The sequence below is a fragment of the Brevibacillus sp. FSL K6-6036 genome, assembly GCF_037964015.1.
GTDB lineage: Bacteria > Bacillota > Bacilli > Brevibacillales > Brevibacillaceae > Brevibacillus > Brevibacillus borstelensis.
The window spans coordinates 3,735,115-3,747,513 of the sequence record NZ_CP150173.1 but is presented as its reverse complement, the minus strand read 5'-3'; the positions used below and the strand labels follow the sequence as shown (position 1 = coordinate 3,747,513).

Annotated in this window: 10 protein-coding genes and 1 pseudogene; 8 read left to right on the top strand and 3 right to left on the bottom strand. The window is 50.5% G+C overall.

Annotated features, from left to right (window positions below; translation table 11 throughout):
- Positions 1 to 5 precede the first annotated feature (5 nt).
- Both NST37_RS18805 and NST37_RS18800 read left to right on the top strand, forming a co-directional pair.
- A complete protein-coding gene (locus tag NST37_RS18805) occupies positions 6 to 1,979 on the top strand; it encodes a dynamin family protein (protein ID WP_339185650.1) in 1,974 nt (657 codons plus the stop codon).
- A gap of 200 nt (positions 1,980 to 2,179) precedes the next feature.
- On the top strand, positions 2,180 to 2,905 hold the full coding sequence (locus NST37_RS18800) for a hypothetical protein (protein WP_003388999.1): 726 nt from the start codon (positions 2,180 to 2,182) through the stop codon (positions 2,903 to 2,905).
- A gap of 1,015 nt (positions 2,906 to 3,920) precedes the next feature.
- Here the strand turns inward: NST37_RS18800 and NST37_RS18795 are convergent.
- The 3 genes and pseudogenes from NST37_RS18795 to NST37_RS18785 all read right to left on the bottom strand — a co-directional run.
- Positions 3,921 to 4,064, bottom strand: a pseudogene (locus tag NST37_RS18795) (GNAT family protein); the annotation flags it as partial.
- A 49-nt stretch (positions 4,065 to 4,113) separates the two neighbouring features.
- Positions 4,114 to 5,580 (bottom strand): sodium/proline symporter PutP, encoded by a 1,467-nt coding sequence (putP, locus tag NST37_RS18790; protein ID WP_339185649.1) that lies wholly within the window; start codon positions 5,578 to 5,580, stop codon positions 4,114 to 4,116.
- A gap of 360 nt (positions 5,581 to 5,940) precedes the next feature.
- Positions 5,941 to 6,423 (bottom strand): hypothetical protein, encoded by a 483-nt coding sequence (locus NST37_RS18785; protein WP_003389004.1) that lies wholly within the window; start codon positions 6,421 to 6,423, stop codon positions 5,941 to 5,943.
- Between the two features lie 265 nt (positions 6,424 to 6,688).
- Between NST37_RS18785 and NST37_RS18780 the strand changes: the two genes are divergently transcribed.
- From NST37_RS18780 to cimA, 6 genes are all read left to right on the top strand, one after another.
- A complete protein-coding gene (locus NST37_RS18780; protein ID WP_003389005.1) occupies positions 6,689 to 6,898 on the top strand; it encodes a cold shock domain-containing protein in 210 nt (69 codons plus the stop codon).
- Positions 6,899 to 7,108: 210 nt separating this feature from the next.
- Positions 7,109 to 7,903 (top strand): thymidylate synthase, encoded by a 795-nt coding sequence (locus NST37_RS18775; RefSeq protein ID WP_003389006.1) that lies wholly within the window; start codon positions 7,109 to 7,111, stop codon positions 7,901 to 7,903.
- Positions 7,904 to 7,933: 30 nt separating this feature from the next.
- Positions 7,934 to 8,410 (top strand): dihydrofolate reductase, encoded by a 477-nt coding sequence (locus NST37_RS18770; protein ID WP_003389007.1) that lies wholly within the window; start codon positions 7,934 to 7,936, stop codon positions 8,408 to 8,410.
- A gap of 115 nt (positions 8,411 to 8,525) precedes the next feature.
- On the top strand, positions 8,526 to 9,620 hold the full coding sequence (locus tag NST37_RS18765; protein ID WP_003389008.1) for a YheC/YheD family protein: 1,095 nt from the start codon (positions 8,526 to 8,528) through the stop codon (positions 9,618 to 9,620).
- A 202-nt stretch (positions 9,621 to 9,822) separates the two neighbouring features.
- Complete coding sequence (locus tag NST37_RS18760) at positions 9,823 to 10,656, top strand: alpha/beta hydrolase (RefSeq protein ID WP_039071074.1); 834 nt, start codon at positions 9,823 to 9,825, stop codon at positions 10,654 to 10,656.
- Between the two features lie 120 nt (positions 10,657 to 10,776).
- Positions 10,777 to 12,399, top strand: coding sequence for a citramalate synthase (gene cimA / locus NST37_RS18755; RefSeq protein WP_003389010.1), 1,623 nt, complete (start codon positions 10,777 to 10,779; stop codon positions 12,397 to 12,399).

Genomic DNA, 12,399 nt, shown 5'->3' with positions numbered 1-12,399 from the left:
CAATCATGAACCAGCTAAAAGACAAACTGATCGCTGCGGCACAACGTCTGCAGCAGGCAAGCAGGGAGATTCAGTCAATACCGGGGATGCAGGCGCAAGCCGAGACCATGCTGGAGCGAGCCGAGCGCTTGCAGGCCAATCGTTTTACCGTCGCCCTGTTCGGAGCATTCAGCGCAGGGAAATCGTCGTTTGCCAACGCCTTGATGGGAGAGCTGGTCCTGCCGGTTTCGCCGAATCCGACGACGGCGGCGATCAATAAAATCATGCCGCCGACAGAAACGCATCCGCACGGCACGGTTCGCGTCGTGCTGAAAAGCCGGGAAGCCGTAGAGCAGGACGTCATTCGCTCGCTTGCGATTTTTGGCCTGGCTGCCTCCGATCTGGAGGAAGCGTTGGCAGAGCTGAACAAAATCGATGTTTCCAGCATCCCGCCGACGGCCAAGCCGCATTACACGTTCTTGAAAGCGGTCACCAAGGGCCTCGGCGAGATGTCCGCTCACCTGGGCGGCGAGCTGCTCGTCGACATGAAAGCCTTCAAAGGGTTTGTGGCAAAAGAAGAAAAGGCTTGCTTTGCCGAATATATTGAACTGTTTTATTCTTGTCCGCTCACCGATCAAGGGATCGTGCTGGTGGATACGCCGGGGGCCGATTCGATCAACGCCCGCCATACCGGTGTCGCCTTTGAATATATGAAAAATGCCGACGCGGTTCTGTTCGTTACGTATTACAACCACGCCTTCTCGCAGGCGGACCGCGAATTCCTGCTCCAGATGGGGCGTGTCAAGGACACATTTGACATGGATAAGATGTTCTTTCTCGTCAATGCCGCCGATCTCGCGGCTTCCGAGGAAGAGCTTGCCGGGGTTGTTGCCCATGTGGAGAAAAACCTGTTGAGCTGCGGCATTCGCCATCCGCGCATTTATCCGGTTTCCAGCCAGACCGCCTTGTTGGCCCGTATGCACGAAGCCGGGAAGCTCGCAGGCTCTGCGGAAAAGGTCTACCGTCAGCGCACAGGCACGCCGGAGGAGGAGCCGCTCGCTCCTGCAGAGGAAGCCCTTCGCCTGTCGGGCATGGCCGTGTTTGAACAGGATTTTCTTCGCTTTACGCTGGAAGAGCTGACGCAAATCGCTGTCAATGCAGCGATGGGCGAAATACGCCGGGCACACACCACCCTCGAAGAATTCATCCGCATGGCAGAGGCTGATGAATCGGAGCGCGACGCCAGAAGGCAGGCAGCCACGAAGGCTCGCGAAGCGGCCCTGGCTGCTGTGGAAGGCCTGTCGATTGCCTCGGCGGAACGCGATTTGCTGAAAGAGCGTGAAGAGCTGGTGTACTATGTAAAGCAGCGCCTGTTTTTCCGCTTTAATGAACTGTTTAATACCGCCTTTAACCCGGCCGTACTGAAAGAGGACGGCCGCAATATGAAGCAGGCGCTCCAAGGCTGCCTGGGCGATCTGCTCCGGTCGATCAGCTACGATCTGGCTCAGGAGCTGAGAGCGACGACCTTGCGTCTGGAGAAGTTTCTGGGCAAGCAGGGAGCGGCTCTCGTGCAGCAGTGGCAGCGGGACGTTCAGCAGTACGCATCCGGCTTGACGCTGGCGCCTTATCAGCCGCGAAAGGTGGAAACCTTGTCGTTTGCCGATGAGCTTCCGGTCTCTCTGGCAAGCCTCCAGCCATCCTTGTCGCTGTTCCGCAGCGCGAAAGACTTTTTTGAACAGGATGGCAAGGCCAAGCTGCGCGAGGATTTGGAAAAACGCCTGCAGGAACCGGTATCTGCCTACCTGAATACAGGAAGCGCCCAAGTAGGCGAGCAATTCGCGTCGCTCTTGACGCAAATGGTGGCCGAAGAACGAAGCCGCGTGGCCGGCCAGGTGGAAGCGTACTTCACCGGCATCTTTGCCGCTTTGGACATGAATCTGGACATAGATGAGCTGAAGGCCAAGCTGGAGCGTGTGGCTTCGCTCATCACGGAAGCATAAGGTTTTTTAAAAGGGAGAGCAGGAGTCAGGGCGACGGCGCGGAAGAAGCCGTCCCCTGACTTTTTTGCGTTTAGACAGTCTTTGTAAGGTTCAATATATTAGAATTATATCAATTAAAATATCAGGTTATCTATTGACACTGTAGTATTTAATGTTAGAATTTAAAATGTTAACTAATATTGGTAATAGAGGGATTAATTATGAATCAATCGATGAAAAAAATTTTAGTTACAACACTCACTTCATCAATGGTCCTCTCAGTTACTGTTCCTGCAATGGCTTCTACAAATTATTCAGCTTCTAAGCAGATAGTTGTTGCTGCTAATGTATCTACTAACCAATATTCTGTAGATTTTATTAAGAAAATTGACAGATTTGTCAAAGTTGATGAAAATACATTTCAATTCTTTTTAGACCCAGTAGTACAGAACAGTTTTTCTCAAGAAGAAATTGAGCAAGCTCAAATTATAATCGACGAATCAAACAAAAGCATACGGGCCATCTTGGATGAAGGGTTTGAATTGATGGTAACACCTAGTGGTACGGTAAAAGCCAAAACCTCTGATTCTGTAGGAACCTTTAAAATGGTTGGAGACATAGACACCAGCAAATATTTTGATTGGGATTATGAATGGTGGGGATTCCGTTTATGGATAAGTCCAAGATTGGTCTCAGAAATTCAAGATTATAATGGATATATTTCTGGTACAGCTGCTCTTGCGACAGAAGTTACTCTAGACTTGTTGAAAAGAAGAGGTATTCCTGTCCCAGAGGATCTAAAGGGGAAACTCAGCATATTTGCGGGAGCCTTAGTTTCGTTTGGTGTCACCGCATTTTATCGCGCGTATAAAGACACTGGGGTATTTTACCATCATGGCATTATTCAAAAGGGTTTCTATAGTGAAGACAATCTTCCGGCTTTTTAACTTACAAATAATAAGAGGGGTGAGATAATTGGGGAAATTTCTTAGATATTACACAACTCAGAGAAAATATAAATTTGATTTGATTATCCTACCTCTTATAATTATTTTTGCAACATTTACATCTGACCAAAATGCATCTTTATTCAAGTACTTCATTAGTTACTTCACGATTCTGACTATTTCTTTAATAGTAACGTACATCATGTCTAGAAAAAATTAAGAGCATACCTAATCTATATGGAGGAAAAAAATCGTTAGAAAATGACTTATGGATTCTTCACCTGGTGTAGTATTCATTAAGGAATCACTTTTGTTGATTTAATTGCTTATCTCTTTGATACACTCCTTCAGAGTTGATGTGATTAGTCAGCTTTGGAGGGAGTATTTTTTTGTTTAAGCGAAATATTGGGAATTATTTGTTTTCACCTTTTGAAATAGTAATTACAAAAAGAATCTTCGTCGAAATAAAGTAAATATAACAAATAAGTGGAATTGGATATTTTTGGGGGGAGTACACGAAAAGGGCAATGCTCTCAAAAGTAACTGAGAACCAACTCGTTTAGGTGCAAAATGAGGCAGATTCCCTTTAGCGTAGGGTAGAAATGCTATTTGATGTTTAATTTAGGTGTTGCATTCTGGGATTATCTTGGTGTGATTCCACCGTAAAATAATTTGCCCATTAAGAAGTAGCAGTAGTTTTCCATAAAACTATTAATTAAGCAAAGAGTTACCACCAATTTTCTTTTTCATCCTTGCTCTACCCGAGAAATGCCAGTACAAGTACAAAAGCAGTAGAGATGAAACAGGAGAAAAAAGTGAAGGGTCTTTGGGACACTGCCCAGGCTCGCATGCAAAAGCGGAACCCGAATTTGCGTCCAACCTCTGAGATGCTCACAGAATCGGCTGCTTTTGGACGCAGGTTCCGCTTTTGTATACGAGCCGGACAGTCAATCTCCCATGCAGGTGTCCCACCGAACCCTGAGCGTTTTCTCCTGTTTCATCTCCTCCACTGCAGTCAGACCTGAGCTCTTTTCCTCGTCTCCCACTCTTCCCGCAAAATCCCCATCTTGATCGCATCGTAATACTCGCCCCGAACGATCCGCGCTTTTCTTACACGGGCTTCCTCAATCATCCCGCAGCGCTCGGACAGCCTGAAAAGCGGAGAAAGCCCCTCGGCGTACATGCAGCCAAGGGGCTTTCGGAATCATTTATTTCGTAAATTTTTGATAGCTGTCGAATTGCTCTTGGATCTCTTTCGCAGGCTTCTGTGTCAACAGGCTGACTACGACAATGGCGACCAAGCTCACGGCAAATCCCGGGATCATTTCATAGAGGAGATCTTTCAGCATATCGGATTGCGTCCAGAGAATAACGGTCGCTGCACCCGCCACCATACCGGCCAGCGCCCCCCATTTGTTCATCCGCTTCCAATACAGGCTGAGCAGGATCAGGGGACCAAAGGATGCGCCAAATCCGGCCCAGGCATATCCGACCAGATCGAGGATCGTATCGTTCTTGCTGTAGGCGAGAATCAAAGCGACCAAGGATACAATCAGAACAGACAGGCGACCGACAAAGACGAGCTCCTGATCTGATGCTTCGCGGCGGAAAAATGTCTTGTAAATATCCTCGGTCAAGGAGCTGGAGGTTACCAGCAGTTGGGACGAGATCGTACTCATGATCGCCGCCAGGATCGCTGCCAATAGGAAGCCGGTGATCAGAGGATGGAACAAAATTTTGCCCAGTTCGATGAACACAGTTTCCGGATCAGTCAGTGCAAGGCCCTTCTTGGAGTAAAAGGCGATGCCGACCAGTCCTGTAAACATCGCGCCCACGATGGAAAAGATCATCCAGCCCATGCCGATGAAGCGGGCCTTTTTGATTTCTTTTACCGAGGAAATCGCCATAAAGCGGACGATGATATGAGGCTGTCCGAAGTAGCCAAGTCCCCAGGCGAAGAGTGAAATGATTCCGAGCAAGCTGGTGCCCTTGAAAATATCGAGCAGTGCGGGATTGATTGCATGGATTTCCGTAAACGTAGGACCGATGCCGCCTACGTGGAAAATAGTGACAAGCGGTACCAAAATAAGTGCGATAAACATGATCAATCCTTGCACGAAGTCAGTCCAGCTAACAGCGAGGAACCCGCCGAACAATGTGTAAGCGATTACGACAACAGCGACGATCCAAAGGCCCGTGTGGTAATTCAGATGGAATGTGTTTTCAAACAGTACGCCGCCGGAGACGAGTCCGGAAGAGACGTAGAAGGTAAAAAAGATCATGATGACCAGCCCGGATACCAGACGCAAAATGCGGGAGGCGTCCCCAAAGCGGTTTTCCAAAAAAGCGGGAATGGTAATCGAGTTGTTCGCCACTTCTGTATAGGTTCGAAGGCGAGGGGCAACATACAACCAGTTGGCATAAGCACCCAGCGTCAGCCCGATGGCTATCCATGAAGCGCTTATTCCTTGGGCAAACATGGCCCCCGGCAAGCCCATCATCAGCCAGCCGCTCATGTCGGAAGCGCCGGCACTAAGCGCCGTGACAGCCGGACCGAGCGTTCGTCCGCCCAACATATAGTCGGTCAAATTGGAAGTGCGTTTGTAAGCAAAGTAGCCGATGAGCAGCATGCCAACCATGTAGACAACAATAGAAGAAAGAAGCTGCAGGTCCATTTTTTAGCACTCCTTGATCATTTTTAATAATTGTAAACAAATTGTGAACGATTTATACTTTACCACGGTCATGTATAAAAATCTACTGCTAAAATCAGAAGATTCGATAACGTAAGCGCTTAAATTTTTTTTATCGAGAAAAGCCTAGAAAGTCTGTACCGATCATCTTGTGACAACGCTTCTTGTAATTTTTTCCGCCGGGTCGGTATCCATGAGAAAGAGACAAAAGAAACCTGCATCGGGTACGCAGGTTTCAAGTCCATACTGGTTTTATATTCGCCCCGCAACGGTTCGGTTCGGGTCATCAGCCAAGAGAAATCGATGCTCGAAAGCAGGCGCGCACAGGCTCCTTAGCTTTTTTTACTGCACCTGGATTTGTCCGTTCGTATCCAGCGAGACGTTAAATTCCTTCACCACCTGCGGTTCCTCGCCTGGATTGTTCAGGTTTTTCTTCAGGACCTTGAATTTTCCGTCGCCGGTCAACTGGCCGGTATATTCAACGCCGAACAGGTCCGATTTGTAAAAGCTGAAGCTGGCCAGCTCCGTTTTTTGCAGCTCTTCTGCCAGCAATGTCCCGTCACCGCTGAACATCGCTTTGCGCAAAGGCTCAGACGATTCGTATTTCTGCTGCAGGTAGCTCTTCAATTGCTGTGCGATCTCGGATTCTGCCAATTGTTTCCCCGCTTCGACGACCTGCTTGCCAGCTTCAATCGCTTGTTTTCCGGTCTCTACAGCCTGCTTTCCGGTTTCTATCGCTTGCTGGGCAGTCTGTACCCCTTCCGATACCTCGGAGCAAGCGGTCAGCAGCAAGCTGCTGAGCAGGACGATCACCATTTTGCGCATGTGAGGACTCTCTCCTTTTCTGTCGAATATTTATCTTGTGAAGCTCTTTTGCGCCTGACACTCCTTTCAGCATTGTAACATAGACGGACGGGGAAATGAGTCCGACTCTGGCCGGAGATTCACCTTGGTCCAAAGGGAAAGCCGCGCTGGACTTATGCCCCTTCTGGCACACGAAAAAGCGCTGTTTCGTTGTCTCCACTTTCTCCGCTCCCGCATATGCTATGGTATGAAACAAAGCTGTTCCGAAGACAGGGAGGAAACAACGATGCAGGGGAAAGTCAAATGGTTCAGTAAGGAAAAAGGCTACGGTTTTATTGAACGAGACGGGGGACCGGATGTGTTTGTCCATTACTCCGCGATCAGCGGCTCAGGCTACCGCAATCTGGAGGAAGGCGAGCTGGTTACGTTTGAAATCGTCAATGGCCAGCGCGGTTTGCAGGCGGCCAATGTAACCCGCGCCACCAACGGATCATAACCAAAACAACACGCAAATGAAAGCCGGTTGTTCCATCAGGAGCAAACGGCTATTTTTATGATCCGCGTCCAGACTCTCGATTTGCTGTGGTCCCCTGCGGACGTTCCGCGCTCTTTTGAATTCACCAGTCCTCTGCTATAATGATGATGGTTTTCTTGGCGCGTGAGAAGCGGCATTTGTCATGACCAGATTTTGAAAACGAGGTGGCTTATGAAGGCTTATTTGGAACTGCTTCAAGATATATTGGACAATGGTGTAAAGAAAGAAGACCGTACAGGCACAGGGACGATCTCCGTCTTCGGAAGACAACTGAGAATGGATCTTCGGCAAGGATTTCCGCTTTTAACCACAAAAAAGGTGCATATGAAATCCATTATTCACGAGCTTCTCTGGTTCTTAAGCGGGGAGACGAACATTCGCTATTTACATGACAACGGCGTTACGATCTGGGATGAATGGGCGGACGAAGAAGGCAACCTGGGGCGAGTGTACGGTGCTCAGTGGCGTACCTGGCTTGGTCCAAACGGACAAGTCGTCGACCAGATTGCAAACGTCATCGAGCAGATTCGGACCAATCCCGATTCTCGGCGTCACCTCGTCAGTGCCTGGAACCCAGCCGAGGTGGAAGATATGGCGCTGCCGCCTTGCCATTACGCGTTTCAGTTCTATGTGGCGAATGGCCGCCTGTCGTGCTTGTTTAACATGCGGTCGGTGGACACCTTCCTCGGATTGCCGTTTAACCTCGCTTCGTATGCCCTCCTGACCCACATGGTAGCGCAGCAATGCGATCTGGAAGTAGGGGAGCTGATCTGGACAGGCGGGGACGTTCATATTTATTCGAACCATTTGGAGCAGGTCAAGCTTCAGTTGACGAGAGAGCCTTATCCTCAGCCGACGTTGCAAATCAAGCGGAAACCGGACTCTATCTTTGATTATAAGTACGAGGATTTTGAATTGGTTGGCTATCAATCTCATCCCGGCATCAAAGCACCAATCGCAGTGTAAGAGAGACAATTTGGGAAGGGAGGGATCGGTATGATCAGCCTGATCGTCGCCCATACGCGCAATCGCGTAATTGGCAAAGACGGGGCCATGCCTTGGCATCTGCCCAATGATCTGAAGCATGTAAAAGAAATTACGACCGGACAAACCATCGTCATGGGGCGAAAAACCTTTGCTTCCATCGGCAAGCCGCTGCCAAACCGGCGCAATGTCGTTTTGACGAGGAGCAAAGACTTTTCTGCGGAGGGTGCAGAAGTCGTCCATACCAAGGAAGACGTGCTGGCTTTGGGCGATGTGATTATTTTTGGCGGAGCCGAGCTGTACCGCCAGTTTTTGGATGTCGTCGATCGGATGTATATTACCGAAATCGATATGGAAACGCAGGGCGATACGTTTTTCCCCGAATGGGACCGGGAGGCTTTTGAGCTGGTATGGAGACGGGAAGGCGTCGTAGACGAGAAAAATCCTGTACCGCATACGTTCTTACTCTATGAACGGATCCGGAGCTAAATAAAAGACAATCGCGTAAAAAGGCGTCTGTCCCTATGTGGATATGGCGCTTTTTCCTTTGGGCAACCATAAGCTAGAGATGAGGACTTTTCCGAGAAAGAAGGTGTTGCCACAAGTGGACAAACGAATCGGCATCTTGGTATACCGGGGAGATAAAGGTTATGGAAATCCGGCTTTTTTGCGTCGTCTCGTGGAAGAGGGGACGTCAATGGGAGTGGAGGTCTTTGTCTTTTCCCCTCAGGATGTAGATAGGATATTCCACCAAATCAGGGGCTATGAGCCATACGGTGCGGGATGGAAGTGGAGATGGCGCGAGTGGCCGGACATCGTCATTGACTATTATCGCTATTATCCGTTAGCAAAGCATAGGCATTACTTGCCCATTCGAGAGGGGAGCATCTTTCGCTTTGCGAACAATCGTTTCGCCAACAAGTTCCGCGTCCATCAGATCCTAGAGCAGGAACCGGAGGTGTACCAATGGCTCCCGGAGACAGTGCCGTTCAGCAAGAAAAATCTCAGTGACATGATCAAAAAGCATCCTCGTCTGTACCTTAAACCATCAAACGGCACTGCAGGCCGAAGCATTCTGCGGATTGAGCGAAAGGGAGACCGCTTTCTTTTGTGCGGACGGACCAAAAAGCAAGGACAGAAGAACGAGATTCTGCCGAACACAGCCTCCTTGACTCAGCGTATCAAACAGTGGGTGGAGCAGGAAAAGCGGGGAGACGAACATTTTTTCCTGCAACAGGGGCTTGACCTCGGCTTGCTGTCTGACCGAACCGTAGACGCCCGCCTGCTGATTCAAAAAGACGGGCAGGGAGTCTGGCGGACGACCGGTATGGGAATGCGTGTCGGGCCGGCTCACTCCTCCACGTCGAATCTGCACGGCGGGGGTACGGCTTTGCCAGCTGGCCAATTCCTGTCCAGCCGCTTCGGGGTGGACCTGGCCGAGATCATCATACACCAATGCCAGGAGCTGGCCCTGGTCACCGCCGAGAAGCTCGAAAGCCATTTTGGTCAGATGATGGAGTTTGGCTTTGATCTGGGGATAGACACAGAGGGGCGCGTTTGGATCATTGAGATCAACCCCAAGCCGGGACGGGACATCTTCCGTAAGCTCGGGCAGCTCAGTCGTTACCGGCAAGCAGTACGCCGGCCGCTGGAATACGCCTTGCACCTTTTGGAAAAGGATTCGCTTGTTTCACAATAGGCATAATGAAAAGTAATAGGTTGAAAAAGTCGTCATGGGAGAATGCAGCATGTACGGACGTTCCAGAGTGTATCAGGACGTCCGTATGTGCAAAAGATCCGTCAGGAAAGGAAAAACATTCGGGCAAAAATGGACAAGCTGTCTTCATTTCGGGACCGATACCACGCATAATATAGAAAAAACAAAATGGAGGTGTCAGGAAATGATGGAGTCATTTCGCATTCCTGTCGACGAAGAATTGGTGATTCGGGGAGATTTTCATGCGCAGGAAAAGGACGCAGGACAACCGCTGTTGATTTTCTGCCACGGCTTTAAAGGCTTCAAAGACTGGGGAAGCTTTCCTTATGCGGCAAATCGGTTGGCGAAGCTGGGTATGGCTGTGGTCCGGTTCAATTTTTCCTGCAACGGTGTGGGAGAAAGCGGAACAGAGTTTGATGAGCTCGAAAAATTTGGGCGAAATACGTATGCTCGTGAAATCGCTGACCTTCGGGTACTGACCGAGTGGCTGCACAGCGAAGCTTGCCCGTTTAAAGCTGCGTTTGACAGGGAGAAGCTGTTTGTCATGGGACATAGCAAGGGGGGGGCTGACGCCATCCTGTTCGGGGCGAACCATCCGCTTGTCAAAGGGATCATCACATGGAACGGCACGGCTGATGTCGACCTGTTCGACGCCAGACTGCGACAGGAAATTGCCGAAAAGGGAGTCGGATACATCGCCAATGCCCGGACCGGCCAGCAGATGCCGATCACAAAGGCAGTCATCGACGATGTCGACCAAAACCGGGAAGCGTACAATCTGCTTGCCAAAGTGAGCTCCATGGAGCAGCCGCTCTGCATCATTCAGGGAACAAAGGATTACGAACGCCTGGTAAAAGGGGCCAAGCGTCTGCAGGAAGCTGCCAAGGACGTCCGTGTCCACTGGATTGAGGAGGGGGACCACACGTTTAACACGCGCCATCCTTTCGCCGGTCCAAGTCCGCAATTGGAGAGCGCGATCGAGCATGCAGCAGCCTTTGTCCACGCCCTGTGTACATAAGCAAAAGCCGCGAAATCACGCGTTTTCTTTCCCTCTGGGCTATGGTATACTGAATAGCGTCATAAAGATAAATTCAGTGACAATTCTGAAAAATGAAGAAACTCATGGGGTGGAGAAACGATGAAACCAAACGTATGCTTGTACGATACGACTCTCCGGGATGGCACCCAGGGAGAGGGCGTCAGCTTGTCAGTGGAGGACAAGGTGAAAATCGCCCTCCGTCTGGATCAGTTCGGTATCGATTTCATCGAAGGCGGCTGGCCGGGGAGCAATCCAAAGGATATGGCTTTTTTTGAGAGAATCAAAGAAATTCCCCTGCAGCACGCAACGATAACCGCATTCGGCAGCACCTGTCGTCCGAATGTGCCTGCAGCCGAGGATGAAAACCTGCGGGCGCTGCTCCAAAGCGGCGTGAGTGCCGCAGCGATCTTCGGAAAATCATGGGATTTGCATGTCACAGACGCACTCAAGACGACCTTGGATGAGAATTTGCGCATGGTTGCCGATTCCGTCGGATTTCTTAAATCAAAAGGACTGACTGTTCTGTTTTTGGCCGAGCACTTTTTTGACGGATATAAAGCCAATCCGGTTTACGCTCTGCGCGTACTGGAAGCGGCGGAAGGGGCGGGAGCTGATTGGATCGTGCTGTGCGATACAAACGGCGGCAGCTTGCCCCATGAAATCTATGAAACAGTAAAGACGGTAAAAGGGAGCCTGCAGACGCGGCTCGGCATTCACCCGCATAATGACTGCGAGCTGGCCGTCGCCAATGCGCTGGCTGCCGTTCAGGCCGGAGCGGAGCAGGTGCAGGGGACGACAAACGGCATCGGGGAGCGCTGCGGCAATGTCAACCTGGTATCCGTCATTCCCAATCTGCAGTTGAAGATGGGATACCAATGTGTCGAGCCGGAGCAATTGCAGCAGTTGACCAAGCTATCCCGCTTCGTCGCGGAGGTAGCCAATATGGCAATGCCGAACAATCAGCCGTTCGTCGGCAACAGCGCGTTTGCCCACAAGGGCGGAATCCATGTAAGCGCCGTGCTGAAGGACCCGAAAACGTATGAGCATATCGACCCTGAGCTGATCGGCAACAAGCGGCGCGTACTCGTCTCCGAGCTGTCGGGACAAAGCAACCTGCTCGCCAAGACTGATGAGCTGGACATCGATGTGGCGCTGGATAAGCAGGAAGCGCGAGAGATCATCCAGCGGATCAAAGAACGGGAATTCCAGGGCTACCAGTATGAAGGAGCAGAAGCTTCTCTCTCGCTGATGCTGCTCGATGCCGGAGGCAAGCTGGAGCAATTGTTTACTCTGGATTCCTTTAAAATTTTGATGGAAAAGTCAGCGGACCGGTCGATTCTGTCCGAAGCGACTGTAAAGCTGCATGTGAACGGACAGTTGGTTCATACCGCCGCCGAAGGAAACGGCCCTGTCAACGCGCTTGACAATGCGCTCCGCAAAGCGTTGGAAAATCACTTTCCTTGTCTGTCCGAAATGCATCTCACCGACTACAAGGTGCGTGTATTGGACGAGAATGGCGCCACCGCGGCAAAAGTCCGCGTGCTGATCGAATCAGGCCGCAAAGGGGAGAAGTGGAGCACTGTCGGCGTCTCGACCAACGTGATCGAAGCGAGCTGGGAAGCGCTCGTGGACAGTATTCGCTACCTGTTGTGGAAGGAAGGCTGCGAGCTTTCCGAACCGCAGGAGCAGGCAGAAGTCCGTGCGGGCATCGTCAATCACTAG

Bases quoted from the DNA above. Each gene is read 5' to 3' on its own strand.
- NST37_RS18805 (WP_339185650.1), top strand. From the start codon at position 6: ATGAACCAGCTAAAAGACAAACTGATCGCTGCGGCACAACGTCTGCAG.
- NST37_RS18800 (WP_003388999.1), top strand. From the start codon at position 2,180: ATGAATCAATCGATGAAAAAAATTTTAGTTACAACACTCACTTCATCA.
- putP (WP_339185649.1), bottom strand. From the start codon at position 5,580: ATGGACCTGCAGCTTCTTTCTTCTATTGTTGTCTACATGGTTGGCATG.
- NST37_RS18785 (WP_003389004.1), bottom strand. From the start codon at position 6,423: ATGCGCAAAATGGTGATCGTCCTGCTCAGCAGCTTGCTGCTGACCGCT.
- NST37_RS18780 (WP_003389005.1), top strand. From the start codon at position 6,689: ATGCAGGGGAAAGTCAAATGGTTCAGTAAGGAAAAAGGCTACGGTTTT.
- NST37_RS18775 (WP_003389006.1), top strand. From the start codon at position 7,109: ATGAAGGCTTATTTGGAACTGCTTCAAGATATATTGGACAATGGTGTA.
- NST37_RS18770 (WP_003389007.1), top strand. From the start codon at position 7,934: ATGATCAGCCTGATCGTCGCCCATACGCGCAATCGCGTAATTGGCAAA.
- NST37_RS18760 (WP_039071074.1), top strand. From the start codon at position 9,823: ATGATGGAGTCATTTCGCATTCCTGTCGACGAAGAATTGGTGATTCGG.
- cimA (WP_003389010.1), top strand. From the start codon at position 10,777: ATGAAACCAAACGTATGCTTGTACGATACGACTCTCCGGGATGGCACC.